Origin of the sequence: Methanosarcina sp., from assembly GCF_035390745.1 — an archaeon.
GTDB lineage: Archaea > Halobacteriota > Methanosarcinia > Methanosarcinales > Methanosarcinaceae > Methanosarcina.
In genome coordinates this window covers 1-25,401 of the sequence record NZ_DAOOUJ010000013.1, presented here as the reverse complement: position 1 = coordinate 25,401, position 25,401 = coordinate 1, and the positions used below count along the sequence as shown (strand labels likewise).

The window sequence follows — 25,401 nt, the reverse complement described above, 5'->3', positions numbered from 1 at the left end:
AGATATCAAAATAAGTTAATACAGAGGAACAAACCCCTCAACCCTTTTCTGATAATAAAGATACTCCTGGGCATACCCGCAGTAGTGCCCGAAATATTCCCGTCCCCAATCTCCCATACAGCTCAGGTTTGTGCAGGTTTCAAAGTAGCTGTCATCGATGTGGTAATGCTGGATGATCTGCCTGACGTGGGTATCTACCGGGAAAGACTCCATTTTATCAAAAGCGAAAAGTAGAACGCAGTCAGCAACTTTTTCCCCTATGCCGCGGAGCCTCATAAGGCGTTCCCTGGCGTATTTATATTCAAGGCGGAAAAGAGCATTAAAATCCAGTTCTCCGGAACATACCTCCTCTGCCGCCATTTTTATTCGGTCTGCCCTGAAGCCGAGCTTACAGCGGTCAAGCATGAACATATCCGCATTTGCAAGAGTTTCAGGGTCCGGGAAGCTGAAATATCCGTCTTCAAGCTCCTGCCCGAAAAGCTGGCTCAAAAGGCAGATCCTCTTCTGAATAGTCGGGATGCTCGAAGCCGTAGCAAGCATATAAGAAATTAAGCATTCCCAGGGGTCCTGCCGGATCAGCCGAAGACCCTTATATTTGTTGATTGCTCTGTCTATCAGGAGGTCCCTGTTTATGCTCTCATAAATTGAATGAAGGTCGTCGTCAAAGCGAAAATAATAAGAGATGAATTCAGGGCGGATGCTGGAATCGACAAGCAATTCTCCGCTGTTTTCTTCCTGGGAAAGCCGGATGACATTTTCTCCCACAACTCCTGTCCACCAGTCTCCTTCCTTTTTCCAGCGGAAGACCTGACCGCAGTCAAGGGTGTAATCGAGGTTAAAAAGTGCAGGTTCAAGCCTGTACATCCAGTTCAAGCCCCCTCAAAAATGTTCCCGCAGTTAAGGTATCTCCAAGCCCCACAGTAGTTATCGGGGATTTGCAGAGCAGTGTGGGGAGGATGCAGAGCATATAACCTTCCATTAAAGCAAAAGCTCCCTGTCCGCAGACAGTTCCTCCGAAGGCTTTCAGGAAAAGCTGTAATTGCTCTCTTCCGAACCTGCTCTCCTGAAGTTTTAAAGCCTCTTTTTCCATGAATTCCCTCCCTTCAAGCCTGCCTGAAGCTGCATATGCTCCTGCACACCTCAGCCCAAAACCCATAGCCTCGAGTTTTTTTCCGGCTGCTTTCAACAGTTCCGGGCTTTCTTTTTGATCCCATTTTCCTTCAGCCCATTTTTCTGAAATTACTGATCTACCAGAGTTTCCGGCATCCGGCTTAAAGACAGCCAGAACGAATTCCCTTGTGTGGATGAAAAGGTTTCCAAGCCCGTACAGGGAAGCAAGTTTACAGGCTGCTTTCCCTACGGCTTCGGCTTCCATATGTAAAAGCCCTTCGGCAGGAATTCCATGAAGGCTGTTAAACATTGAAAGTTCATCTTCGTTCATTCCTATGCTGTCCGAGATCCCGGCAAATTTTGAAAACACCGAATTTCCAATCTCTCTGCTTGCAAAATGCCCCAATTCCACGTGAATCCTGAGCCTTTCGTTCTTTGCTTTCCAGGCTTTAAGCTGGGAAAAAGAATTTTCCAGGACATCTTTATAGGTGCTGCCGTCAGGATAGGTTTCAAGAAGAAGATGGAACCCTGATATAAGTGCACCGTCCATTTCTCCTGCGTGATTCAGGGCATAATTCTCAAAGGCGGGACTGGTAAAGAGCCTGAAATTTAAGTGGTCGCAGGTCGCTATAAAGCGGTTTTCTCTGGGAACCCTGATTTCTGTACCGTAAAGGGAAAAAGTTTCGCCCTTGGAAAAATCAAAAACGAAATGGATTGGATCCTGACTGCTGGAAGAAGTATGTATGTTTCTTTCATGCCAAGCATCCTGATTCTGCTCTGCCTCTGTCTCAGCCTTCAGAGGGGAATCAGGGAAATATACTGCTTTTTTAGAAAATAAAGAAAGCTGGGTTTTTGACGGAAATGCAACGTTAGGGACTACTCTCAAAGCCCCCATTTCGGAAAGAACGTTTGCCATAATCCCGGCATTCCCGCCCATTCTCACAAGGGATTTTGTAAAATAACGGTTCTTCAGAAACTCAAAGACCGCATTCTCAAAAACAAGCCATTCGGCTCCACAGCCGTTTTTCATACAATAAGTTAGCCCTGCAACAAAATCGGATTCAGAACTAATTTTTCCGGGGGGATTTTCTATTTTCTCAAGAATTTCAGTCTTTTCAAACGATCCCAGCAGTTCCTGAATTTCGGCTCCGTTTATCCTGTATACGGAGTCTATGTTTACGTTATAGCCGCAAAGTATGTTCATTTGACCGGTTCCTGTGTTCAGAAAACTCATTTTCAGGTTCCAGATAGTTTATTTCCCTGATTTTATCTGTTTCATCCTTGCAAGCATGGCAGCAAAAGCTCCTGCAGAAATTGTATCCCCTATCCCTACTGTAGCTTTTGGCTTCTCTACCACTTTGGAGGGAATAAGGATCGCGTCATGGTCCGCCCCATATATGTACCCGTATTCAAACTCATCCGAACTGCAGAGCCTTCTTCCGGTACAGTAAAGCTTGAAGTTTTCCAGATCTTCCAGCCCCTGGGCTGAGACAGGTACTTCCAATCCTGATTCAGCGTCATCAAGGTTCTCTATTTTTCCGTTAAGGGCCTGAGCAGCTGCCAGAACCGAGGAAAAGAGCAGGGCATCCCTTTGTTCTTTCAGGGTAAGAGGGTGGCCTTTAGCCAGGATACAGATATAAAAGCCAAGAGAATGGACATGTACCCTTTCAAGTTTAAGGTCTTTCATTAGCTGGACAGCCCCCTGGTAAAGGGACATGATCCCGTTTTCTCCTTTTTTGATCACGGAATAAGAAAGCTCTTCATACCCGAGCACGTTCAGGGCGTTTGCCACTTCAACGGTGTCAAGTCCCAGGGAATGGACGTGCCTTGCGACAATATCTGTCAGTATAGTCTTTCTTATAAGCCGGTTCTGGATGGAGGTAAGTTCCACATGGATGCGGAGGTCAGGATTCAATGACTTCAGTTTTTCAATAACCTTTACGGAATGTTCAACATAATCCCTGTAGGTAGACCCGTCCTCATATTCTTCTTTTATCATCTGATAACCGGAAAGCATTGCCCCGTCAATCGGGAAGAGGGACTCAAGCTGCTCGTAGATCTCTTTATCCATATCAATGCGGATCCATTTCGGACGGGAAGAGATAATCAGGCGGTTATCCCTGGGTACTTTGAAAGTGCTGCCTGCGCATGTCACTTTCATGTCTTTGGAATATTCGAATATCCAGTTGACCTTTGACCCGGTTCCGGGCTTAAAAGCTTCCGCAGGCGGTTTAAGGACGACTTTTCCGTCTTCCACTTTCGGGTGAAGTATATTGCCGTTATTTACAAAATACTCTGCCTGCTCTTCGGAAAGCCAGGGGATATAAGCTACCACCTTTTTAATATCCAGCCTGGCAAGAAGGTTTGAAATAATTCCTGCCTGGCCGCCCATGCGTGCATAGTCAAAACCCAGGTGTTCCTTAAGCCACTTATGGGTATCTTCGGTATATGCAGGAACTTCTGCGGCTTTTCCTTCCCGCATGGAGATAAGCAGGCGGGCAATGAAATCCACAGGGTCGGCAATTTCTCTTGGGTATACCGCAACCCTGTCCTGAATTACAGCCTCATCGAAAAGCCCGAGAAGCCTCGACAGGTCTTCTTCAGTAAGGTGCCTGATGGCATCGATATTGCTGTTATAAGCTACAAACATCCCGTCCAGATAAGGAAGGGCTTCTTTTGCATTGTAAAACGCTTCTTTATGGCGCTGTTCCCATTCTTCCATGTCCACGCGAGTAAACCCCCTGGAATAAAATAAAGTGTCCAGAACTAAAAAACTAATTAATCTGGAATAAGGAAAAAATAAAACAGGATAAATCCAGGCTTTTGAGCATCGGAGATATCGTGCCTATATTTCCTCTATTTCCCATTCTACGTTATTTTATTTAACTTTGTGCAGAATGGAAATATGAGGGCGGACAGGTCCGATCTGATGCCAGCTGTTTGAACCCTGCCGCAGGCACCAGAGACCAGTTTCGGTGATATAAGAAATTAAGCCTGTTGGGCTGAAAGATATTTCCAATACCTTAATCCATGCCTGGAAGAATATTCGGTTTATGTTGTATATTCTGCATTGATCCTGACATAGTCATAAGTCAGATCGCATCCCCAGGCAGTTGCGGATTCTTTTCCCATTGCAAGGTCAAGGGTGATGATAATTTCTTCATTTGCCATTATTTTCTTCAGGAGTGCCAGATCAGAAGCCTTGGAGATTTCTCCGGATTTCACAAGCTCGACCTCTTCTCCCCCGCCTGAGAAAGATAGGGACAGCCTTTCCTGCTCAAGCTCTGCACCCGAGTAACCTGCAGCAGCTACAACCCTGCCCCAGTTAGGGTCTTTCCCGAAGATGGCAGACTTTACCAGGGGAGAACGGACAATGGCTTTTGCAGCAAGCCTGGCATCATTATGTGTTTTTGCACCTGTGACCCTGGCTTCTATAAGTTTGGTGGCTCCTTCCCCGTCCCTGGCTATTTTCTTTGCAAGGTCGGTAAGCACGTAAATCAGCCCCTCCTCAAAATCGTCAAGGCACTCCATACAGGGCTTGATGCCGGACTTGCAGGTGGAAGTGAAAAGCACCATATCATTCGTGCTCGTATCCCCGTCAACTACAACCATGTTGAAGGTTTTTTCAACGGCTATCCTCAGAGCAGCATCCAGGACATCGGCAGGCACATTTGCATCGGTATATGCAAAGCAGAGCATGGTTCCCATATTAGGTTCTATCATGCCTGAGCCTTTTGCGATTGCTCCTATCCTTACCCCGCAGTCGAGTTCCACGGCACATTCTTTCAGGGCTTTATCAGTTGTCATAATAGCCTTTGCGGCTGCACGGCTGCATTCAGGAGTACTGCCAAGCCCTTCAAGGACTTCAGGAAGGTGCTCCCTTATAAAGGAGACATTGAGCCTTCTCCCTATTACCCCTGTTGAGGCGACGGCAACAGTATCAGGGTCAAGGTTAAGCTTTTCAGCGACCATAGAAGCCATTTCCATAGCATCCAGGAACCCGTCATCGCCTGTATAAGCATTGGCATTTCCGCTGTTTGCAATTACAGCCGACAGCCTGTGCTCGGTTTCTATTACTTCTTTGCTCAGAATAACAGGAGCTGCAACTACCTTATTCTTTGTGAAAACACCTGCCGCAGGGCCCTCTGCATGAATAACAGCTATTCCCATTTTTCCGGGTTTTATCCCGTATGCAGTTACGCCCCTTACTGCACAAATTCCGCCCTCGATTTGCTTCATGAAAACTCTCCTTTGACTCAAAGTTTTGCAAGACCTTTTATGATGTCTCCGCGCGTGACAATCCCAACCACACGGCCGTTTTCCATTACAGGGAGCCTGTTGATCCTGCGCCTGACCATAAGTTCGGATGCGTCTTCAACGGATGCTTCACAAGATATTGTGTAAACATCCTTTGTCATGATCTCTTCTACCTTTGTAGAACCAACATCAGAAAGCATCTTTTTTGTTTCTTCCCAGCTAAGCAGTTCCCTTATGGGCACCTCTATGACTTCAAATGGGCTGGGAAGCCAGAGATTTCCTTTTTCTGGAATTACCAGCAGCTCAAGGAGATCACCCTCACTTACTATCCCTACAAGCCGTCCATCTTCAAGGACAGGAGCTCCACTGATGTCGTTTTCTTTAAGAATCTTTGCAGCTTCCCGGACTGTGTCGTCAGGCTTGCAGAATACAACATCAGGGTTCATGACGTCTTTTACTTTCATCGGACTACCCCAAAATAAATTCCATTCTTTATATTAATCCGTCACCAGTTATATGTTCTCGCCCTATGTTTATGGTGCTGCGGCAGGCAGCCAGAGCCCGCGGGTCTCAGCAAGCCCGAACATGATGTTCATATTCTGGATAGCCTGACCTGATGCGCCTTTGACAAGGTTATCGATTGCTGAGAGCACCACCACCCTGTCAGTCTCTTTGTCTACTTCAAAACCGATATCGCAGAAGTTAGAACCCCTGACAGCAGTAAGTGAAGGTACTCCTCCCGGAAGCCTGACGAATGGTTTGTCCCTGTAAAACTCCTCGTAGATTCCCTGGACATCTTCAGTTGAAAGAGGCTCTTTAGTAAAGAGGTGAGCAGTTGTAAAGATACCCCTTATTGAAGGGATTACATGGGGTGTGAAGTTGATGTTCCTGAGTTTTCCGTCTAGCCTTGTTAGTTCCTGGACTACCTCAGCTCTGTGCCTGTGGGCTGTAAGCTTATATGGGATAATGTTTTCTGCGAGGTTAGGGTAATGTGAGGAGTCCGTTGGCGAAATACCTGCCCCTGAAATCCCTGTTTTGGAGTCAAAGACTGCAATATCTATTAACCCGGCTGCCGCAAGAGGGGCTGCGGCAAGGCTTGCTCCTGTAGGGAAACAGCCAGGGTTTGCCACAAAATCTTCCTTTGCAGCTTCAGGGTGAAGTTCCACCAGTCCGTAAACTGCTTTCCTCGGGTCGCTGTGCTTCATTCCATAAATTTTTTCAAATACCGGAGTATCAAGTCTGTAGTCTGCGCTGAGGTCTATTACTTTCGTGCTGCCGTCGAGCAGTTCTGGGACATAGTTCATACCAGTACCGTGAGGCACCGCCAAAAAAACTACATCACAGCGCTCCTTTATTTCTTCAAGTCCCGGGTTTTCGTACTTTAAGTCCAGAAAGCCTTCGAGGTGCCTGTGAGTGCTTGCTACGGGTTTTCCTGCAAGACTCCGGGAGGTTGCCAGTTCAAGACTGACATCTGGGTGACTTACAAGTAAGCGCAGGAGTTCTCCTCCTGTGTATCCGGAAGCTCCTATAATTCCTGCCTTGATCATGGTATTCACTGCCAGTGTAATGTCAATACAAGATAATTAAGCTTGTTATCGAAAAAAACCAGAGAGAGGGATCTCACAGCTGCTGGCAGAGAGAAGAATGCAGCTGGAAACATCACTCAGGCACTATAACCAGCTGCCTTTTGACCTCAAGTTCTCTCTTAGCAATAAGACCGCCGCTTTCGATATCGACCACTTTTACAGTAACTGGATCTCCCGGCACCAGTTCCATTTTAGTCAGTACGCTCCTGTTAAGAGCAAGCGCTTTGTTTCCCCCGGCTTTGAGGGTGCCCAGTGATGTGTCGTTGAGTGGATATGAGGTTCCGTTGACATCCATAATAACAGACAGAGAAGGGCTGTCAAAAAAGAGCGGATCTCCTCCGGAATGTTCGAACTCAAGTGAACCTCCGTCCTCGGTAAAGAAGACATGAAGTTTTGCTACGGGTGCTCCTTTATGGGAAGAATCCGTATAGTCCTCAAAAACGACTGCAGAAATAAGGCCTGTAAGAATAAAAACAATGGCTATTGTGACTGCCGTTCCGATAACAGGAGCTATTCCTTTTTCATCTGAGCCCGTCACTGCTGAAAAGTTCCTGACCGTCATATTACCCCGAGAATAGAGAAGACATATAATTAATATTTAGACAGTACAGTTTAAATTTCTAAATATATAAGAGTATTCCAGAACATTCTGATCAGATCCATATAAGCTTCAATCAAGCAAATGCCTCTGAAAAGATTGAGATATAAGGTAAAGTATTTTACCTTAAGCATCCTTTTTTCATGCAATAAAATTCTTATGAGTGCTGACTTCTGGAGGAACAGGAGGAAAGAATTTGAGTAAAAAAAAGACAGTTTACCTTGCAGGCCCCCTCTTCACACATGCCGAACTCGAATACAACCGGAAATTGAGAGATATGCTGCTCAATAAAGGCTTTTCCGTTTTCTTGCCCCAGGAAGATGCAGAGGATGCAGCACAGGAGCGCGAAAAACATAACCAGGAATGGGTATTCCTGAAGTGCCTTGAAGGTGTGGATGCCTCAGACCTTGTGGTCGCAGTCCTTGACGGTTCGGATGTGGATTCCGGGACGGCATGGGAGGCAGGTTATGCCTATGCAAAAGGAAAGCCTGTTATAGGGCTCAGGACTGATTTCAGGGAGCTTTCAGACGGAATCGTAAATCTGATGGTGGAGATGGCTATAGTTGCCCTTGCCAGAGATGAAAACGAATTGCTAAAAATAATTGAAAGATATCAGTGAATTCCAATCATTTCTGGATCTTTTTTGCCTGCATGCAGATTATTCTTGCAATGGGATTACAGTTTAATTTTGGATGGTACAGTCCGTGAGCCGAGTTATAACAATGACCTTTATATTTATAGAGATTTAAAAATCTTTTTTTAGAGGAATGTATTATTATATCTCAACTGAGATAAGTCTGAGAACATATTCAATCACAGAAGCCATAATTCTTCATGATTATTAAGTAAAAAAATATTAATATGGAATGCCAGACATAATAACATGTGGAGGTTAAATCGATGACCTTTCCGAAAGGATATACTTTTACAAAAGTAAAAACTTCACATGGGCCTGACATGTACGTATCCAGGTATGGGAAGCTGGTAAGAGTCATTCCATGCAGTCCACATGTGGAGTTATCCGAAAGGTATGCCAATGACTTGATCCGCCAGATCGAAGCCATGGAATAAATTATAAAAACTTTTTCCGATTTTTTATTTTTAATTCGGACCCATTTTCATGAAAGCCCCTTTTCAGACCGAAGCCAATTCGGCCTGACATTTTTTAAACTTTTTTCTTTCTATATATACTTACCTTTTTTCCGAATTTTTTATCTACAGTCGTATACCGCCTTCGTTGCCCCTTATCTTCAGGTTCAGAATGCCGTAAAATTCGATTTACGGGGATATACTTTTAACTTAAAACCAGTAAACCTTTACAGAAACGGGAGAGCCTTGAAAAAAAGGAGCTTGATGATACATTGATCAGAACCTGCAGGGAAACAGACCTTGATGAGATGGTAAGGATCTGGTATGATGCCTCAGTTATTGCCCATTTCTTTATGCCAGCCCCCTTCTGGGCTTCATATAAACCCGCAATGAAAGAAAAGTACCTGCCCCTTGCCGAAAATTATGTTTTTGAACAGGATGGAAATGTCGCAGGCTTTATTTCACTTGCAGGAGAGATAGTATGCGCCCTTTTTGTAGCTCCCGAAGCACAGGGTAAGGGGGCAGGAAAAGCGCTTCTCGAGCATGCGAAAGCTCTGAAAGGAAGGCTTTCCCTTAAGGTTTATAAAGATAATAGAAAAGCTGTTCTCTTTTACGAAAAGAGCGGGTTCAGGGCAGCCGGAGAAGAAATTGACGAGCATACGGGTTGTGTACAGATCTTAATGGAATGGGATATTTTGAGGATAAAAGGCAGGGAGTGGAGGAGGGAAAGTATGAACCGCAAAACCGTAGATATATCTGCTAAAGAGGGGGATGACTCGCTATTCTGGCATCTTGAGCCCGATACGCCGGAAGTAAAGAAAATAAAAAGCCTGTAGAGAAGAGAGTACGAATACGCTGTAATATCATAAAAGAAGAAGTAACAGAACTAAACGCCAGCATTCCAAAACCGAAGTGAAAAAATTCACCCTGAATAATAAGTTGGATTCTAAACCCAAAAAGTAATAAAAAATTATGTGGAGAAGAGCAATTGGCCTCTGAAACAAAATTCAAAGAAACAGAGATTGGGATGATTACTAAAACCCTCTTCAAACGCTGGTTCATCGATTTCGAGTTCCCGGATGAAAATGGAAACCCTTACAAATCAAGCGGCTGCAGGATGATAGCGCCGGAGAGAAAAATAGGCACTGGTCAACCTATTTTAAAAAACTTAAGGTACCCAACAACTTAGATTGAGCACCTTATTGGAAAACTTAAACTTTATACGTAAAATGTCGCCACTGACTTTGGGGCTTGCTTGCCCGCTGGCATCGATATCCAGATACGTCAGCTAACCTGGATACCATTACGGTTCTGGTGCTGGCCCTATAAACTGCCCCCAGGACATAGGGCGGAACCCTGTGTTCACTGTGGCTGTAACGTTGTTTGTGGCTGTATCAATTACGTAGACTTTGTCGCTGCCGTCGCTTGTCACATATGCCTTTTTTCCATCCGGCGTGAATGCAACTCCGTGAGGAAACTTTCCTACATTCACCGTAGCTGTAACACTATTTGTGGCGGTGTCAATTATAGAGACAGTGTAGGGATAGTGGTAGCTCACCACATACACCTTTTCACCATCCGGACTGACTGCAACTCCAACTGGCCCCCATCCTACGGGCACAGTGGCTGCAACGCTGTTTGTGGCTGTGTCAATTACTGAGGTAGTATTGCTGCCATAGTTCGCCACATATAATTTAGTTCCATCCGGACTGACTGCAACTCCCCATGGCCTATTTCCTACAGATACATTGGATATAACAGTATTTGTGGCTGTGTCAATTGCAAAAACTGTATCAATTGCAGAGATATTGTTCCACCAGTCGGAGTTTGTCAGATATACAGTTTTTCCATCAGGAGTAACTACGATTCCTCTTGGATCGACTCCTACAGGCACAGTGGCTGTGACAGTGTTATTGGATGTGTTAATTACAGAGACAGTATCGCTGCCATCGTTCGTTACATATACCGTATTTCCATCCGGGGAAACTGCAATTCCCCAGGGCCACTGTCCTACCTCTATCATGTCTGTAAAAGTATTTGTGGCTGTATCAATCACAGAGACTGTATCAATTGCAGAAATATTGTCCCAGTCGGAGTTTGCCACATACACCTTTTTACCATCCGGACTGACTGCAACTCCATCGGGATTGCTTCCTACATAACTTAATGTGGCTGTCACATTGTCTGTGGCTGTGTCAATTACAGTAACGGTGCCGCTGCCTGCGTTCGTAATATACGCATACGTTGATGACAAATTTTGATACGGATACGGATAGCCCCATACCTGGGCAAATTCATATGGCGGATTATAAGGTGACAGTGGATTTCTCAGGGTTGAAGCATAGAGCTTTCCGTTTGCTACTGCAAGAGAAGATATTCCTCCATTGGTCACTGCAAATGGATGACCAAAGAAACCCTGGCCAGCAGAAACAGCTATCTCCCAGTTTGCTCCATCGTATTTACCAATATTTCCAGTTGGAAAGCCTTCACCCAGATAGAGAGAATCATTATATACTACCATACTCACTGCACGGCTAGGACCATTCCATATCATGGTATCCGGGGTAACATCTTTCCATCCATTTAGCCCTGTGCCGTTATAGCTCCATACCTGGCCGCCGTAATGGGATAAAGTTCCTATGTATAAAGTTTCATTATATACAGCTCCGGAACCAAAGTCCTGGTTAGTACGAATTATTTTTTCCTTACCATACCAATCAAATATTGTTGTTTCTGTACCAAAACCATCTTTATTAACCTGATACCAGCTTCCATTATCTCCAGACGGACTTTCCCACACCTGGATCCCGGGACCATAGTAACTGCCATCTCCAAAAGAAGCATTAGGATCTGTTCTGGTATTGGTAGTGACAACTAACAGCTTACTGTTATACTCAATCATCAAACCCAGTTCATGGTTCAGCGGGTTTCCGAATCCGTTTGATACGACTTTATTCCATGTCATTGAAGTCTGATTCTTACCAAAATCCGGAGAACGCCATATTTCGAACGTTGTTGAACCCTGCGGAGAAACAACTGCATACAGTTGTCCATTGAATACTAAAAGAGGTTTTACATAAGTTTCATTAGGAAACTGAGAAAAATCTGCAGATTTAAAAGGGCTCAGATCGTCCAGGGAAATTGTTTGTTTTTCCCAATCAAAAGACGAATTATTAAATTTATATAACCCATCTTCAGCCTGTGCGTATAAATCTGATCCGAATACGCTTAATTTAAGAGGTGCTTGAATATAAGTTTGTTGAAACAGCCCCTCGTGATCTACACGAGTCCAGTTTTCCGGTATATCTGCTCCAGAAATTCCTGAACTCAATGTCAACAGTGACATAGATAGCAAAACTAAAATCAGATTTTTGTTCATATCTCTTCCCCCTACAAAAAACTCCCATGTGCATTACAGAAGTGCACAATTATGCTTATCTCTGAATAAAATTAGTTTTGGTAGTGTTTTATCCTGAGTTTGTTTCTAATAGGACTACCACATTAAAATCAAAAAAGCTCAACAGTCCTGTGGTTTTTATATATAATAATAAATCATTACTATTTTCTTATATAATATTTATCTAATAAATAATCGGTTTTTTAGATATTAAGAAGTGTTTATATAAAAATTCATTATAAAAGACACGTTAAAGAAAGCTAATAAGGTTTTCCGGGTTTTTGATAAAACGTTTCTTCAAAGCTGCCTGCCGAATTTAATTCAAATCTATCCTTTTTGCTGGCTCTGTTGATTTAACAGGTTTTTCGAAACGCTAAGCTGCGCCCTGGGCAGAAAATATACTAAAAAAGACATGGCTGGTTTGTTTCCAGCTTTTTCTAAATCATTGCCAAGAATAGGGTTTATCGGAGTCCTTTATACTTTCCAGAAATGATATTAAAATCCACCTGTAATCTTCTTTGCTTCCAGGAAAGGCTTTGATAGATCTTTCTCCTCCATCAGCTCTATCTCTGGAGGCACCTTTTCTGCGATACCGGTGAGTGCTGCTTCCACGGCACATCCGTACATGGGTATTCCAGCAGCTTTTGCTCCTATCAGCAGGAACACGGGGTCTGCCGGTACTCCCATCTTTCTCGCTTTTTCTTCGATTGTAGAAGCGTACTTTGCTACTGATGATGAATAATCAAATTTCTGCTCTATAAATGCAACCAGAACTCACCATTCAAAAAATACGGTCACATCTGTTCCTCGCTCTTGAGCTTCAAAGCCATGTTCAAACTGGGTATGATAGTATCCACGTATCCCGAGCTTACCTGAATAAGTATGTCCATAATCTTTTGCCTCTGTTCATTCTTTTCTGATATAAAAACAGGGAAAAGAATCATGTTTTTAACCAACCTGAAAAAGCCGATCAACCCCCTTTTCCTGTAAAATAATATCATTACTGTATCGGTGATAAGACTTTCTTCGGTTGATTGGCATCAGGTAGATCAGCATTCAAGAACGTAATTATGAGCAGTACAGGCCAGATTATTACTAATCAAGATTAGTTTTTTTGAATTAATCATCTACAGTCGCGCAGAAACCTTATTCAGGGCAAATCTTTTGCCGAAATGCTTGAGCGGGCAATTAATAAATATAAAAATAGAGGTATTGATACAGTTCAGGTCATCGAAGAGCTCCTTGAGTTCGCAAAAAAGAATAGTGAAGCCGGGTTGCTCCGCCTGAAAATTCTATTCTTTTCCTGTATTATCCTGTTTTGAGTAAATCAAAGGGCACGCGATACAAAACTTTAAATATAATGAATACTAACTAAATGTTAGTAACTGGACAATAATACGACCTTACAGTAACCCCAAATTAGTAACTGTAGGGCAAGACCATCAGTTACCCCAGAACCCGTAAACAAGATCTGCGAACAGACAGAAAGGTGGACCTGTACACCTTTAAAAGCGGATTTCCTCCCTCCATGAGAAAAACGGATGAGGGCTCTGAAGCTTTCATCTATTCTGCCTGTAAGCATGGACAGAGAAAAAAAACCTCCATCTCTGAAGATTTTCCATGCCTTTCAGGCAACTTCCTGCAGGAAGGAAATGAACTGTTCCACACCTCCAGAAAGATAGATCAGATTAAAAATCACCAACCAACCTCAATAAAACACCAACAAAAAATCCGATAAGGAGGAATTTGTACATGAAACTGCCAATAAAGAGACCATCCCGTGACGTGTACAGCTGGGACCCGTTTGATGAAATAAGAAGGATGCAGGAATATATGGAACATATGATGAGGGCGTTCCCTGCACTGGAAAACAGGTACGTAAGCGAAACCTTATCCCCTCTGACCGATGTTGTGGAAGAAGACAACAAAGTAATTGTTACAACAGACCTGCCCGGCATTGACAGAGAAAATGTCGAGCTGAGCCTGAAAGACAACTTACTTGTTATCAGTGCAGAGAAAGGAAAAGAAGAGGAGACGGAAAAAGAAGGCTATCTCAGAAAAGAGAGGTCTTTCATGCGCTACTACCGTGAGATTCCTCTCCCTGAAAATGTAACCGAAGAGGGGGCAACTGCCCAGCTCAAAAACGGCGTCTTAACAGTCACTCTGCCAAAAACGAAATCCGTAACTGGAAGCAGAATTCAGATTGAATAAATAATCAGATTGAATAATCCAATAAAGCGGCTCATATCAGGTTTGCCATTTCCTGAAATAAGCCCAAAAAACGAAAGGTTACCTCCACCTATCGAAAATATCCTCGAAAAGAACCTGAAAACAGACTGGTACAGCAGTCCGGGCTCATATGAGCCTTCAGGTTCTTTTAAAGGGATTATCCCAAAAATCAGAATTTATCCGAACTTAAAATTTGCCCAATAGTCAGAATTTCTCTTCTATAACTTCTCCTTCAGGCTCCTTTTCCTTGAAGATCTGCCCCTCGAAACAGTAGACTTCTGCTCCTTTAACCCAGGCATCCGGAGAAAGACCCGCTTTCATGCAGGTATGGCTCAGAAAATCTATGGAATCCATATTATTCTCAGGAGCGACCTGCGGGAGCAGCAGTCCCTGGTAGTATCCCTGTTTTACGATGAGCCCGTGTTTGCCAATCACCACCTTATCCGGAAGATCCTCTGGAGCAGCATTGATTTTTTCAGGTTGAGTCAGTATTGTAACCTCGACAACTATATTTTTCAGCTCCTCTTCTTCAACAGGTGGAAAACGCGGGTCGCTGGTTGCCGCAGAAATCGCGGAGTCCATAATTGCTTCTTTAAGAGTTGAGTCCGGGTAAGGGTGTCCTATACAGCCCCTCAGGAGCCCTTCTTCAGTTAATGTAACAAAAACGCCTCTATTTTCCCCAAAAACAGGAGAAAGATCTATTCCCAGATCCTGAGATTTGGGAAACTCTCCTCCGGACAAAAAAGATTCAATAGTTTTCCTTGCAAGCTTGACTGCAGCCCTGCCTTCCGTTTCTGTAAGCATGCTTGAACCAACACCTGTAAACTACATTGTAAACTGTTATGCATTTTACCTGTTAATTGTATCTATAAACTGTAAGCTCCCACATACTGTAAGCTCTCACATTGTCAGCCGCTATCACCTGAGGAATACCTGAGTGTCGGCATAACAGTATGTTTATTGAAACGGGTTAAAGTATGTTTCTGGCACTGCCGAAACTTGCAGGAAAGTGCCTTTAAAGCTTTTTAGCTTCCTGGTATTTTTTGCAGGCAGCTTTAAGAGCCTCTACTCCGGGAAGCTTTTCCCCTGCGAGGTAATCGATACAGGCTCCTCCGCCTGTGCTGATGTGTGAAAAGCGGTGTTCCAGCCCGAGGTGTGCAACTTCGACAGAGATATGCCCGCCGCCAATAATAGAGAAATCGGATTTGATAGCAGCTTTTATGATTTCATGGGTTCCGAGAGCAAAATCATCCATTTCGGAAACCCCTGCCGGACCGTTCAGGACAACGGTTTTTGCGTTCTCGATTTCATTGGTGTAGTCCACAATAGTTTCAAGCCCTATGTCGTTAATGGGCAGAGAATTGGAATTTAGCTCAGAAATAGGGACTTCGACGCGCTTTTTGTTGTCATTTAAGGCTACATCCTTCGGCAGACCAATTTTGTCTTTAAACTTCGCAAGTAAACCTCTTGCCTTTTCTATCTGGCCTTCATAGCCCTGGGATTTAATGAAATCAAGATTGGCTTTTCCGATATCCACTCCGGCGGCAGCAAGAGCAACATTTGCAACCACTCCTGTAAGAAGCACTCTGTCAGCCCCGCCGTTTGCAAGGACATTTTCGGTTACTCTGAGGGAATCATCAACCTTTGCCCCTCCCAGCACAAAAATGCACGGTCTCTCCCCTCCCTTGACTCCCCTGTCCAGGGAAATAAGCTCTTTTTCCATTACCCTGCCAGCTCCTGAAGGAAGGACTTCGGTAAAACCTACGACAGAAAGGTGGGACCTGTGGGATACTGCAAAAGCGTCATTGAGGAAAATATCGACAAAAGGCGCCAGCTTTTTAACCATATAGGTATTTGCCTGTTCGGCTGGAGTCCTTTCAAGGCTTTCTTCGGAATAGAACCTGACATTTTCGAGCATAATGACATCCCCGTCTTCCATAGAAGCAATCTGGGTTTTTGCATAAGTCCCGAAAATGTCATCCACATAGGTAACTTGCCTGCCCAGGTACCTGGACAGCAGGTGGGCATGAGGTTTCATTGTGGTGAAATCTTTTTTCCCTGGCCTGCTCTGGTGCGCAAGCACAACGACTTTTGCGCTTTCAAGGTCCTTAAGAGTCGCAACATGACTCCTGATCCTCATATCGTCCAGAATGTGACCCTGGGTGTCCATAGGAGAGTTCATGTCTACTCTTAAAAGAATTGTCTTTCCGCGTATGTCAAAATCATCAATCGTAAGAAAGTTTCTGGAAGTCATTACCCTCAGCACACCTTTGTACACGAAGTTTTGGATATATCAGAGAATAAAGGTAGATAGATAATATTTTAGAGAAATTTTAGAGAATATTATTCTTTCAGTATTGGTTATCTTGTCATGGAATTTTTTCCTTAAATAAGTTTGTTCCGTACAGATCTCAAGAAATAGATTACTATTTTTATATGAAAAATAAGAAAAAAAACTATGAATGAAGAAAAAAATCAGTAATTCAGAGAAAAAGGCAGACAGCACTGCAAATAAACTGGTACAGAACGAACTTTCAATTATTAAAAAACGCACATGATATTCTTTGAATAACATGCCCAAAGAATGGAATTACTTGAGAGCACTTTCATGCAAAATAAAGAAAATCAGAATAAACCAGAGAGGTAAAAGTTATGGCAGCAGAGGAAGAGAATTGCGGAAACCGTGAAGAAAGAGTTCAAAAACTGGTGGAGGCCGGGTATGAGACTGTGGAAAGGGAGGCAACCGCCTGCATACGCTGCCCTCTCCATAAAAGTGCAACTAAAAGAGTGATAGGAAAAGGGTCCCATAACCCAAAAGTAATGTTCATAGGCGAAGCTCCGGGAAAGAACGAAGATGAAACAGGTATCCCCTTCAATGGGAGGGCAGGAAAACTCCTGGACAAAATGGTTGAGTATATGGGGCTTGCAGAAGAGGACTGGTTCGTAGCAAACACTGTCAAATGCCGCCCGCCGGAAAACAGAAGGCCAAAAGCAGATGAAATAGAATGCTGCAAACCCTTCCTCATCGCCCAGATAACCCTTCTCAATCCAGAAATCATAATTCTCCTCGGCAACACAGCTGAAAAATCATACTGCCCGGAAAGAAAACTGGAATGGGGAGTCCCGGCAGAACAGGACGGAAGGACAGTCCTGAAACTCTACCATCCTGCAGCCCTGATTTATACCCGTTCAAAGATAGAAATCCAGAACTCTTTTATTGATAAAAACAGAAAACTCTGGCAGTAAAAGAAAAGTGAGAAATTTATGAAATAAGAAATCCTGTAAAATCAGGCTCGACAAAACAGCGAGGAAGAGGACCCATAGAGAAAAAGAAGCAGGAAAATATAAAGGCAGCCCTGTGAACAAAATATAAATAAAGCGGTCCCGCTATTATTATATGCATTTGCGTTATAATTTTGTGACTTCAATACATAATTGTTTTACTAAATAGTTGGGGGGTACAGGCATGTCAATGGTGAAAATGTTACAAAATATACTGATGGGAAACTCTATGTGAGAGTACCCTGCAGAGAATCTGCAGAGACATTCGATGTTAAAATTCAGTAAAAACCTGATAAAAAGGAGAAGATATGCATCCTGTAATCGATTATCACAAATGTAACGGAGCTCTTGCCTGCTATGAAGTCTGCCCTGCAGAAGTTTTTGATATTGAAAAAATAGATGAGGTAAAAAAGGCAGTTGTAGCCCGCCCGGAAAACTGCATAGAATGTGAGCAGTGTGTGGAAGCCTGTCCGGTAGATGCTATTGAACTTGTTGAGGAATGAACAGACCTGATTGCCATGACCCTGATGCACTTTCAATCTGAGCTTCCTTAACAGGGATGTTCACAGCATAAAGTGCAAGCTGGGAGAACCTCCTAATTATTAGCATCTTTATCGGAGGATATCTTCTTATCATTTTTGTCTGATCTCTCAGGAAGGAAATTTTTCCCATCCAGGAGAATTCTTCCAGCAATGTTCCAGTGTTTTTTCCAGAGTATCCAGGACTAAAGGGACCCCATCTTTATTTGCCCGGGGCACCAGCAAAACCGGCTGCCCCAAAGGAGCATAGATTTTCACTTCGCGTCCTTTACAGCTCCATTTTACCTGTATAACCTTTATCAGGCTGGCTTTTTCCAGCAAACTAAGATTATATAAAAGTGTATTCAGGCGAAGCACAAGCTCTGATGCAAGTTCGCCTGCAGACATCTGTTTTTTCTGAAGCGTGAGCAGAAGAACAAATAAATAGAGTAGATAAACAGGCATACTATTGATATGTTAAGAAGAAAATATATAGAAAAAAGACATGTCATAAAAAAGTGATCAATCTAATTAATTCTTTTTTAAAATATTAACTTTTATTTAAATAGTCAATTTTTCTTCAAAGTAAGCCTCATGTCAACTGCAAAAGCTCCCTTCCCCTCTTCCAGAACCATCACAGGATTAATCTCAAACTCCTCTATTTCCGAAAAATCGCATACAAGCTTTGAGACTTTTAATATGATCTCCGCCAGAGAACCAGTATCCGAAGGCTTTGCACCCCGGACTCCGGCAAGAAGAGGATAGGTTTTGATCCCCGTAATCATCTCCCTGGCTTCCTTTTCATTCACAGGAGCAATGGCAAACCTCACGTCCCTGAGGATTTCCACATAAACCCCGCCAAGCCCAAACATCAACATGGGCCCAAAAGTTGGGTCCCGGATCATTCCTATAATCACTTCTTTTCCGCCTGAGAGCATTTGCTGCAACTGGAAGCCTTCAAGAACTGCATCTGGTCTCTTCTTCGGGATGTTTTCCATCATTTCCCGGTAAGCAGCTCTCACCTCATCTGTATTTTGCAGAGAAAGCATTATCCCCCCAACATCTGATTTATGGGATATCTGAGGAGAAATAACCTTCATAACAAGAGGACAACCAATATCATCTGCGGCTTTCACGGCTTCCTCTTCAGTTTTTGCAAACGCCGTTTTCACCACTGGAATACCATATGCTGTCAGGATGCCGAAAGATTCCAGACCCAGAGTATGCCGCCTGGATCTTCGCGCAGCGTCAAGAATTTCAGCTGCAAGAGCCGTATCTAAACCGGATTCAGTAAGGGAGAGGTCTACCTGCTTCATACTCATATGACACTCTCAGAACAGTTATTCTTTAAGATAATAAATATCATGGATAAGTTAAAAATTGTGAGTACTTAACTTCAAGTATTTAACTTCAGGCTGAAAAAAGTTTACTTTAGTTCTCCTGAGCGAGTTTTACTTCAAAAATTCAGAATATAGCCTCTTGAGCAAAGTTTACTGCTAAAAAAACTATAAATTAGTCTGCTTGAGCGAGCAAAGCGAGTGAAACAGACCTCGTGCTCCTAAGCGAAACTCGGGTGCCGAAACAAAAATCGGGAAAAACACCGCCCTCCCGAGGCGGAACTCGGGTGCCGAAACAAAAATCGGGAAAAACACCGCCCTCCCGAGGCGGAACTCGGGAAGCGCAACCCTGGTGGAAAAAAAGGCAAAGGAAAAATTCCTTTACCATCAGATAGGTACTGAGCTTCGCAGCTTTGCTTCAACTTCACAGATTTGTTTTGTGTCCCTTGCAATTGTCAGTTCTTCATTGGTTGGGATAACAAGAACTCTAACTTTTGCATCCGGAGTGCTGATGTCGATTTCCTGGCCTCTGATCTTGTTCTTTTCTTCATCGATCTTGATGCCAAGACCGTCAAGGTCGGCAAGGATTCTCTTTCTTATACTTGCACTGTTTTCTCCAATACCTGCAGTAAAGACTATCGCATCTGCACCATTGAGCACTGCTGAATATTCACCAATGACCTTCTTAATCTTATATGCAAAGATTTCAAGGGCAAGTTCAGCTCTCTGGTTTCCTTTGGAAGCTGCTTCATCAAGGTCTCTGAAGTCGTTGCTTAGCCCGGAAACTCCAAGAACACCCGATTTCTTGTTCATAAGGGTGTCGACTTCTCTGGTTGTCAGACCTTCCTTTTCCATTATGAAGGGGACAACTGCGGGGTCAATGGAACCGCATCTGGTACCCATTGCAACTCCTTCCAGCGGAGTAAAGCCCATGGTGGTCTCAATGGATTTTCCGCCTTTAACAGCCGTAATGCTTGAACCGTTACCAAGGTGGCAGGTGATGACCTTGACATCCTGTTCTGGTTTTCCAAGCATAGCTGCAGCCCTTTTCGCAACGTAGAAGTGGGAGGTGCCGTGGAAACCATATTTCCTTATCCCGTATTTTTCGTACAGTGCGTATGGAAGAGCATACATGTAGGCATATGCCGGGAGTGTCATGTGGAATGCTGTATCAAAGACAGCAACCATCGGAACACCTGGCATGATTTCCTGACAGGCAGAAATTCCCATCATGTTTGGAGGATTGTGTAGAGGAGCCAGTTCAAAGCAGTCCTTGATTGATTTTTCTACATCCTCGGTGATCAAAGCTGAAGAAGTGAACTTTTCGCCACCATGCACAACTCTGTGTCCGACGGCATTGATTTCGTCCATGCTCTTTATGACACCGAACTCCAAATCTGTGAGAGCCTTGACAACTTCCTCAAGGGCGACCTTGTGGTTGGGAAGGTCGGTCTGCTTTTCCAGCTTCTTGCCGTCAAACCTCTTCTGGGTGATAATAGAGTTGTCGATGCCTATCCTCTCGCAAAGCCCGACTGCAAGAGCGGACTCATTTGTCATATCAATTAATTGATATTTGAGAGAGGAACTCCCTGCGTTTATAACCAGTACTTTCATTTGTAAACCCCATTTAAATTTTACTTTTCAATTACATTTAGAGTTTCCGGATAAAGGATTAATATATATGAAAGTTAATAAAACGCTTCCAAAACGTTTTCTATTATTTGTCCTGCGCTGCAGCCTGTACACAGGTAATTGCAACGGCACCGACGATGTCTTCGTCACTGCAACCTCTGGACAGGTCGTTAATTGGCTTTGCCAGTCCCTGGGTAATAGGTCCATAGGCTTCGGCTTTGGCAAGTCTCTGGGCAATCTTGTATGCAATGTTTCCAGCATTCAGGTCTGGGAAAATAAAGACATTGGCTCTGCCTGCAACAGGGCTCCCGGGAGCTTTTGAAGCTGCAACCTTGGGGACAATTGCTGCATCTACCTGAAGTTCACCGTCGATTGCAACATCAGGGGCAAGTTCCTGTGCACGCTTTGTAGCAGCGATTGTAGCCTGTGTTAGCGGGCTGTTGGCACTTCCCTTTGTGGAGTAGGAAAGCATTGCAACATATGGTGTGTCCTGAACCAGAAGTTCGAAGGTCTTTGCAGAGCTTACAGCGATGTTTGCAAGGTCTTCGACGCTTGGCATTTCGACCATGCCCGAGTCAGCAAAGAGGAACGTTCCATTGGACCCATATTCACAGTCAGGTACAGCAATAATGAAGAAAGCGGATGCAAGAGCTGCGCCTGGAGCAGTCTTTACGATCTGGACAGCAGGTCTCAGGGTGTCTGAAGAAGAGTGTGCAGCACCGGATACTACTCCGTCTACTTCTCCGAGTTTTGCCATCATAACAGCGAAGTAAACGTAGTCACTCATAATTTCAGCTGCACTTTCAGGTGTTACACCTTTGTGCTTTCTCAACTCGTAGAAAGCATTAACGTATTCATCTTTTCTCTCATAGGTCTTGGGATTTACAATTCTTGCCTTTGAGAGATCCAGATCTCCTGCGAGCGCCTTTATATCGGCTTCATCACCGACAAGGACAACGTTTGCAATACCTCTTTCAAGGATCTTGGCAGCTGCCTGGAGGGTTCTAATATCTTCAGTCTCAGGTAAAGCGATTGTTTTGTTAAGCTTCTTTGCTCTCTCACTGATTTTCTCTAAGAATGTTACCAATCAACCAACCTCCTATATAATTAGAGTAATTTAACTAGCTGGGTCTTGATATATAAATTTACGTAAAAAGCATAGAGGAATATATAAAAATAAAAAATATATATGCGGCCCATCTAGATATATATTTATTTTCAAATATTTTCCCAAAATATATGAATATCTAATGCAGTTTCTGCTGAGACTTAATACAGTTTGAAAGATTTGTTATGAATATAAGTGATAAATAAATATAAAAGAATTCCGGAATGAATCGAATGAAAATATTGGGAATTTCAGGCAGCCCGCGAAAGGGCCAGAACTGTGAGAAACTGATTGCAGCCGTTCTCGAAGTTGCAAAAGAAAGGGGATTTGAAACAGACACTGTCTTTATATCTGTCTCGGAGATTGCCCCGTGCAAAGCCTGCGGAGCTTGCAGAGAAAAAGACTTCTGTGTGATTGATGACAGTATGGAAGAAATTTATGAGAAAATGAGAGTAGCAGACGGCATAATCGTTGCATCTCCCGTATATATGGGGAATTACCCTGCCCAGCTCAAAGCCCTTTTCGACAGAACTGTCCTGCTCCGCCGCAAAGACTTTGCACTCAAAAATAAAGTCGGAGCGGCTCTCTCAGTTGGAGGTTCAAGAAATGGAGGGCAGGAAAAAACAATTCAGGCGATCCATGACTGGATGCATATACACGGAATGATTGTAGTTGGAGACAATGCGCACTTTGGCGGAATTACATGGAACCCCTCAGAAGAAGATACAGTTGGGATGCAAACAGTTATTGAAACTGCAAAAAAACTCTGTGATGTCCTGGAGTTTATTCAGAAAAAATAAACAAACAATAGGCTGTATAAACAGATAATCGAAATTAAAAGACTTGAATAGAAATATAAAAGAATACGGGGCTGAGTGAAGTAAACCACCCTCTCGACATAAACATATATTTTTAAAAGATACATTTAAATAAATGCTATAATTTTTCTGGGCAGAAAAAGATATTCAGGCAGAATAAGTTCGGACCCTGAATATTTATTTTTTGAAAAATGGGTTGAAGCGTGAAAAATGCCCCGGAGAGGCGCTAACGTTTGGAAGTTAAACCAGAGTCCAGGTTCAGGATCCGTTATCTTAAGGAATACCCCCGGCTAAGCGAATACGTCAGCCGGTTTGATACCGAAGTTACCAGGGTCAACTCAATTGCTATTTTAATAGGGCTCCTGACAGGACTCGTAATAGGAGTTTATGACCGTGCTCTCGAGTATAGTAATACTCTTTTTGAAATGCAGCAGAGATTCTCTTTACATGAATTCCCTTATGTAATATTCATTCCTGCTCTCGGAGGGCTGGTAGTAGGAATAATCTCTCACTATTTCATAAAAAAGAGCTACGGTGTAGGAGGGCTTATAGAAACCGTAACCCTCCGGGGTGCAAAGATTAGACTTAAAGACGCTTTTCTGGAGGTTTTTACTTCAATAATCACTATAAGCTCGGGAGGTGCCCTCGGGAAAGAAGCTCCAGGAGTTGTTGCCGGAGCAGGAACAGGAGCTCTTGTAGGGAGAATCCTGAAGAGCCCGGAAAGACAGCTTCAGACACTTCTCGGCTGCGGGGCTGCCGGTGGGATTGCAGCAGCTTTCAGCACCCCACTTGCAGGTGTGGTTTTTGTAGTAGAGGTGATTTACGGGGAACTTGAAACCAGGACTTTCATCCCTATAGTTATTTCCTCAGTCTTTGCAACCCTTGTCTCAAACACGCTTTTCGGAGTAAAAATTCTCCAGATCTCTTCCTTTCATCTGGTCAGTCCCTATAAAGAACTTGGGCTCTGTCTTGTTCTTGGGCTCCTTGCAGGGATCGTTTCTACAGTCCTGATCCAGACACTTTATTACATACAGGATCTTTTTTCGAAAATTTCTCTTCATCCGGTTTTCAAGCCTGCACTCGGAGGGCTTGCAGTGGGCGCAATGGGTCTCTATTACCCCCAGGTTTTAGGGATGGGATATGAAGTAATTACGGATGCTCTTAACGGAAGTCTTGCCTTTAACCTCCTGTTGATCCTGTTCTTCATGAAGATCCTTGCCTTTTCCTTTACTCTAGGTTCGGGAGGTTCGGGAGGAGTGATTGCACCCTCTCTTTTTACAGGTGCAATGTTAGGAGGAGCTTTCGGGACAGCCGCGAATCTTTTCTTTCCTGGAACGATAGCAGAGTCAGGAGCCTATGCTATGGTCGGAATGGGGGCGGTTTTTGCAGGAACTGCGCGAGCTCCCCTTACTGCGATCCTGATTTTGTTTGAGATGACCAGAGACTACAGCCTCGTTCTCCCTCTCATGTTTTCCTGCGTGCTGAGCAATGTAATGTCCAATGCCCTGCATTCGGAGTCAATTTTTACGGAAGGGCTGCGCAGAAAAGGGTTCAAAATACGGAAAGGCAGGGAAATAGACATCATGGAATCCATGTTTGTAAAAGATGCCATGGTTCAACATGTCCAGACCGTTTCAGAAGACAAGAATGTGGGAACACTTATCGCTCTGATGCAGGCAAGCCGCCACGCCGGTTTTCCAGTTCTTGATTCAAAAGGTAAACTTTCAGGAATAGTGACCCTTTCGGACCTCCGGAGCAAAGTAAAATATGGAGAAGTTGACAAGAAAATAGGTGATATCTCTACCCGTAATGTAGAAGTTGCCTATCCAGACGAAACTCTTGAAACCGTTCTCAAACGCCTTGGCTCAAAGCAAATAGGCAGGATCCCTGTTGTGGACCGCGAGGACAGGACAAAACTGCTCGGCCTCATTACCCGGAGTGATGTCGTAAATTCGTACACTAAGAAAGTGATCGAGAAGGTTCGGGACACAGACTGATCCGGGATAATGCACGGTCTTGTTTCAGGTTTTGTTTTAGCCACTCAATTCAGACTTCTTTATTGAATCACCTTTATTCATTCTCCTTTTTATCCAGCCCCTAGAGGTTCGAAAATGGCACCAAAACTGAAAGAGAAATTCATATCCGCTTTAAAGAGCAGACCACATTGAAGAACTCACGTTTGCTCCGTGACCCATACCGGAACCGTAGAGCTTATGAACATGACCGGGACAGCCTGGCGGAAGCCCACTCCAATCCTGAAAAGATGGAAAAACTGGCAATTGCAGTCCATGAGATTGCAGACCTCGAAGCTGCACGCTATCCCTATTGCGCGGCCGATTTCAAGGACTTCGATTTCGTGCTCGATGCTTGCTGGGGAGAGGATATGACACAATTTCATAATTTAGTGATTTCTCATTTTTTCCTTCCTTAAATCTTCACT

At 43.7% G+C, this 25,401-nt stretch carries 26 protein-coding genes; 11 read left to right on the top strand and 15 right to left on the bottom strand.

Annotated elements, in window-relative coordinates; all coding sequences use genetic code 11:
- Positions 1 to 15: 15 nt before the first annotated feature.
- From PLL47_RS05280 to PLL47_RS05250, 7 genes are all read right to left on the bottom strand, one after another.
- Positions 16 to 864, bottom strand: coding sequence for a DNA-3-methyladenine glycosylase family protein (locus PLL47_RS05280; RefSeq protein WP_324445158.1), 849 nt, complete (start codon positions 862 to 864; stop codon positions 16 to 18).
- Complete coding sequence (locus tag PLL47_RS05275) at positions 851 to 2,314, bottom strand: ADP-dependent glucokinase/phosphofructokinase (RefSeq protein ID WP_324445157.1); 1,464 nt, start codon at positions 2,312 to 2,314, stop codon at positions 851 to 853. Before PLL47_RS05275 ends, PLL47_RS05280 begins: the two co-directional genes overlap by 14 nt.
- A gap of 48 nt (positions 2,315 to 2,362) precedes the next feature.
- Complete coding sequence (pfkC, locus tag PLL47_RS05270; protein WP_324445156.1) at positions 2,363 to 3,838, bottom strand: ADP-specific phosphofructokinase; 1,476 nt, start codon at positions 3,836 to 3,838, stop codon at positions 2,363 to 2,365.
- A gap of 323 nt (positions 3,839 to 4,161) precedes the next feature.
- Positions 4,162 to 5,349, bottom strand: a complete 1,188-nt coding sequence (argJ, locus tag PLL47_RS05265; protein ID WP_324445155.1) for a bifunctional ornithine acetyltransferase/N-acetylglutamate synthase — start codon at positions 5,347 to 5,349, stop codon at positions 4,162 to 4,164.
- 17 nt (positions 5,350 to 5,366) lie between these two features.
- Complete coding sequence (locus PLL47_RS05260; protein WP_324445154.1) at positions 5,367 to 5,831, bottom strand: CBS domain-containing protein; 465 nt, start codon at positions 5,829 to 5,831, stop codon at positions 5,367 to 5,369.
- 69 nt (positions 5,832 to 5,900) lie between these two features.
- Positions 5,901 to 6,914 carry an N-acetyl-gamma-glutamyl-phosphate reductase gene (argC, locus tag PLL47_RS05255; RefSeq protein WP_324445189.1) on the bottom strand — a complete coding sequence of 338 codons (1,014 nt, stop codon included), beginning with the start codon at positions 6,912 to 6,914 and terminating at the stop codon, positions 5,901 to 5,903.
- Between the two features lie 112 nt (positions 6,915 to 7,026).
- Positions 7,027 to 7,515 carry an archaellin/type IV pilin N-terminal domain-containing protein gene (locus PLL47_RS05250; protein ID WP_324445153.1) on the bottom strand — a complete coding sequence of 163 codons (489 nt, stop codon included), beginning with the start codon at positions 7,513 to 7,515 and terminating at the stop codon, positions 7,027 to 7,029.
- Positions 7,516 to 7,747: 232 nt separating this feature from the next.
- Here PLL47_RS05250 and PLL47_RS05245 point away from each other — a divergent pair, with 232 nt between their 5' ends.
- From PLL47_RS05245 to PLL47_RS05230, 4 genes are all read left to right on the top strand, one after another.
- A complete protein-coding gene (locus tag PLL47_RS05245; RefSeq protein ID WP_324445152.1) occupies positions 7,748 to 8,170 on the top strand; it encodes a nucleoside 2-deoxyribosyltransferase in 423 nt (140 codons plus the stop codon).
- Positions 8,171 to 8,451: 281 nt separating this feature from the next.
- A complete protein-coding gene (locus tag PLL47_RS05240; protein ID WP_324445151.1) occupies positions 8,452 to 8,622 on the top strand; it encodes a hypothetical protein in 171 nt (56 codons plus the stop codon).
- Between the two features lie 290 nt (positions 8,623 to 8,912).
- On the top strand, positions 8,913 to 9,476 hold the full coding sequence (locus tag PLL47_RS05235) for a GNAT family N-acetyltransferase (protein WP_324445150.1): 564 nt from the start codon (positions 8,913 to 8,915) through the stop codon (positions 9,474 to 9,476).
- Positions 9,477 to 9,628: 152 nt separating this feature from the next.
- Complete coding sequence (locus tag PLL47_RS05230; protein ID WP_324445149.1) at positions 9,629 to 9,829, top strand: hypothetical protein; 201 nt, start codon at positions 9,629 to 9,631, stop codon at positions 9,827 to 9,829.
- Between the two features lie 114 nt (positions 9,830 to 9,943).
- Here PLL47_RS05230 and PLL47_RS05225 read toward each other — a convergent pair whose 3' ends face one another.
- Together PLL47_RS05225 and PLL47_RS05220 are read right to left on the bottom strand one after the other, a co-directional pair.
- Positions 9,944 to 11,605, bottom strand: a complete 1,662-nt coding sequence (locus PLL47_RS05225) for a YVTN family beta-propeller repeat protein (RefSeq protein WP_324445148.1) — start codon at positions 11,603 to 11,605, stop codon at positions 9,944 to 9,946.
- Between the two features lie 927 nt (positions 11,606 to 12,532).
- The gene (locus PLL47_RS05220; RefSeq protein ID WP_324445147.1) at positions 12,533 to 12,724 is read right to left on the bottom strand and encodes a hypothetical protein; all 192 of its coding nucleotides are present in this window, start codon (positions 12,722 to 12,724) and stop codon (positions 12,533 to 12,535) included.
- Positions 12,725 to 13,155: 431 nt separating this feature from the next.
- Between PLL47_RS05220 and PLL47_RS14950 the strand changes: the two genes are divergently transcribed.
- Together PLL47_RS14950 and PLL47_RS05215 are read left to right on the top strand one after the other, a co-directional pair.
- Positions 13,156 to 13,359 carry a type I restriction enzyme endonuclease domain-containing protein gene (locus PLL47_RS14950; RefSeq protein ID WP_502883677.1) on the top strand — a complete coding sequence of 68 codons (204 nt, stop codon included), beginning with the start codon at positions 13,156 to 13,158 and terminating at the stop codon, positions 13,357 to 13,359.
- Between the two features lie 430 nt (positions 13,360 to 13,789).
- The gene (locus tag PLL47_RS05215) at positions 13,790 to 14,248 is read left to right on the top strand and encodes an Hsp20/alpha crystallin family protein (protein WP_324445146.1); all 459 of its coding nucleotides are present in this window, start codon (positions 13,790 to 13,792) and stop codon (positions 14,246 to 14,248) included.
- Positions 14,249 to 14,470: 222 nt separating this feature from the next.
- Here the strand turns inward: PLL47_RS05215 and PLL47_RS05210 are convergent, their stop codons facing one another.
- Together PLL47_RS05210 and PLL47_RS05205 are read right to left on the bottom strand one after the other, a co-directional pair.
- Positions 14,471 to 15,070, bottom strand: a complete 600-nt coding sequence (locus PLL47_RS05210; protein ID WP_324445145.1) for a TIGR00296 family protein — start codon at positions 15,068 to 15,070, stop codon at positions 14,471 to 14,473.
- Positions 15,071 to 15,281: 211 nt separating this feature from the next.
- Positions 15,282 to 16,532 (bottom strand): phosphoglycerate kinase, encoded by a 1,251-nt coding sequence (locus PLL47_RS05205; RefSeq protein WP_324445188.1) that lies wholly within the window; start codon positions 16,530 to 16,532, stop codon positions 15,282 to 15,284.
- Positions 16,533 to 16,918: 386 nt separating this feature from the next.
- On the opposite strand from PLL47_RS05205, the gene PLL47_RS05200 reads away from it, so the two are divergent.
- Together PLL47_RS05200 and PLL47_RS05195 are read left to right on the top strand one after the other, a co-directional pair.
- On the top strand, positions 16,919 to 17,512 hold the full coding sequence (locus tag PLL47_RS05200; protein WP_324445144.1) for a uracil-DNA glycosylase: 594 nt from the start codon (positions 16,919 to 16,921) through the stop codon (positions 17,510 to 17,512).
- Between the two features lie 344 nt (positions 17,513 to 17,856).
- Positions 17,857 to 18,051 carry a 4Fe-4S dicluster domain-containing protein gene (locus tag PLL47_RS05195; protein WP_324445143.1) on the top strand — a complete coding sequence of 65 codons (195 nt, stop codon included), beginning with the start codon at positions 17,857 to 17,859 and terminating at the stop codon, positions 18,049 to 18,051.
- Between the two features lie 147 nt (positions 18,052 to 18,198).
- On the opposite strand, the gene PLL47_RS05190 is transcribed toward PLL47_RS05195, so the two are convergent.
- The 4 genes from PLL47_RS05190 to pta all read right to left on the bottom strand — a co-directional run bounded on the left by PLL47_RS05190 (position 18,199) and on the right by pta (position 22,122).
- Positions 18,199 to 18,531, bottom strand: coding sequence for a helix-turn-helix domain-containing protein (locus PLL47_RS05190; protein ID WP_324445142.1), 333 nt, complete (start codon positions 18,529 to 18,531; stop codon positions 18,199 to 18,201).
- Between the two features lie 104 nt (positions 18,532 to 18,635).
- Entirely contained in the window at positions 18,636 to 19,388 is a 753-nt protein-coding gene (locus tag PLL47_RS05185; protein ID WP_324445141.1) for an acetate--CoA ligase family protein, read from the bottom strand.
- A 402-nt stretch (positions 19,389 to 19,790) separates the two neighbouring features.
- On the bottom strand, positions 19,791 to 21,017 hold the full coding sequence (locus PLL47_RS05180) for an acetate kinase (RefSeq protein ID WP_324445140.1): 1,227 nt from the start codon (positions 21,015 to 21,017) through the stop codon (positions 19,791 to 19,793).
- A 103-nt stretch (positions 21,018 to 21,120) separates the two neighbouring features.
- Positions 21,121 to 22,122 carry a phosphate acetyltransferase gene (pta, locus tag PLL47_RS05175; protein ID WP_324445139.1) on the bottom strand — a complete coding sequence of 334 codons (1,002 nt, stop codon included), beginning with the start codon at positions 22,120 to 22,122 and terminating at the stop codon, positions 21,121 to 21,123.
- Positions 22,123 to 22,376: 254 nt separating this feature from the next.
- Here pta and PLL47_RS05170 point away from each other — a divergent pair, with 254 nt between their 5' ends.
- From PLL47_RS05170 to PLL47_RS05160, 3 genes are all read left to right on the top strand, one after another.
- Positions 22,377 to 22,943: a flavodoxin family protein gene (locus PLL47_RS05170; RefSeq protein ID WP_324445138.1), complete on the top strand. Its 567-nt coding sequence runs from the start codon at positions 22,377 to 22,379 to the stop codon at positions 22,941 to 22,943.
- Between the two features lie 251 nt (positions 22,944 to 23,194).
- A complete protein-coding gene (locus PLL47_RS05165; RefSeq protein WP_324445137.1) occupies positions 23,195 to 24,958 on the top strand; it encodes a chloride channel protein in 1,764 nt (587 codons plus the stop codon).
- A 182-nt stretch (positions 24,959 to 25,140) separates the two neighbouring features.
- Positions 25,141 to 25,392, top strand: a complete 252-nt coding sequence (locus PLL47_RS05160) for a hypothetical protein (RefSeq protein ID WP_324445136.1) — start codon at positions 25,141 to 25,143, stop codon at positions 25,390 to 25,392.
- Positions 25,393 to 25,401 lie beyond the last annotated feature (9 nt).

Bases quoted from the DNA above. Each gene is read 5' to 3' on its own strand.
- PLL47_RS05280 (WP_324445158.1), bottom strand. From the start codon at position 864: ATGTACAGGCTTGAACCTGCACTTTTTAACCTCGATTACACCCTTGAC.
- PLL47_RS05275 (WP_324445157.1), bottom strand. From the start codon at position 2,314: ATGAACATACTTTGCGGCTATAACGTAAACATAGACTCCGTATACAGG.
- argJ (WP_324445155.1), bottom strand. From the start codon at position 5,349: ATGAAGCAAATCGAGGGCGGAATTTGTGCAGTAAGGGGCGTAACTGCA.
- PLL47_RS05260 (WP_324445154.1), bottom strand. From the start codon at position 5,831: ATGAAAGTAAAAGACGTCATGAACCCTGATGTTGTATTCTGCAAGCCT.
- argC (WP_324445189.1), bottom strand. From the start codon at position 6,914: ATGATCAAGGCAGGAATTATAGGAGCTTCCGGATACACAGGAGGAGAA.
- PLL47_RS05250 (WP_324445153.1), bottom strand. From the start codon at position 7,515: ATGACGGTCAGGAACTTTTCAGCAGTGACGGGCTCAGATGAAAAAGGA.
- PLL47_RS05240 (WP_324445151.1), top strand. From the start codon at position 8,452: ATGACCTTTCCGAAAGGATATACTTTTACAAAAGTAAAAACTTCACAT.
- PLL47_RS05225 (WP_324445148.1), bottom strand. From the start codon at position 11,605: ATGACATGGAATAAAGTCGTATCAAACGGATTCGGAAACCCGCTGAAC.
- PLL47_RS05220 (WP_324445147.1), bottom strand. From the start codon at position 12,724: ATGGGAGTACCGGCAGACCCCGTGTTCCTGCTGATAGGAGCAAAAGCT.
- PLL47_RS05215 (WP_324445146.1), top strand. From the start codon at position 13,790: ATGAAACTGCCAATAAAGAGACCATCCCGTGACGTGTACAGCTGGGAC.
- PLL47_RS05210 (WP_324445145.1), bottom strand. From the start codon at position 15,070: ATGCTTACAGAAACGGAAGGCAGGGCTGCAGTCAAGCTTGCAAGGAAA.
- PLL47_RS05200 (WP_324445144.1), top strand. From the start codon at position 16,919: ATGGCAGCAGAGGAAGAGAATTGCGGAAACCGTGAAGAAAGAGTTCAA.
- PLL47_RS05195 (WP_324445143.1), top strand. From the start codon at position 17,857: ATGCATCCTGTAATCGATTATCACAAATGTAACGGAGCTCTTGCCTGC.
- PLL47_RS05190 (WP_324445142.1), bottom strand. From the start codon at position 18,531: ATGCCTGTTTATCTACTCTATTTATTTGTTCTTCTGCTCACGCTTCAG.
- PLL47_RS05185 (WP_324445141.1), bottom strand. From the start codon at position 19,388: ATGAGTATGAAGCAGGTAGACCTCTCCCTTACTGAATCCGGTTTAGAT.
- PLL47_RS05180 (WP_324445140.1), bottom strand. From the start codon at position 21,017: ATGAAAGTACTGGTTATAAACGCAGGGAGTTCCTCTCTCAAATATCAA.
- PLL47_RS05170 (WP_324445138.1), top strand. From the start codon at position 22,377: ATGAAAATATTGGGAATTTCAGGCAGCCCGCGAAAGGGCCAGAACTGT.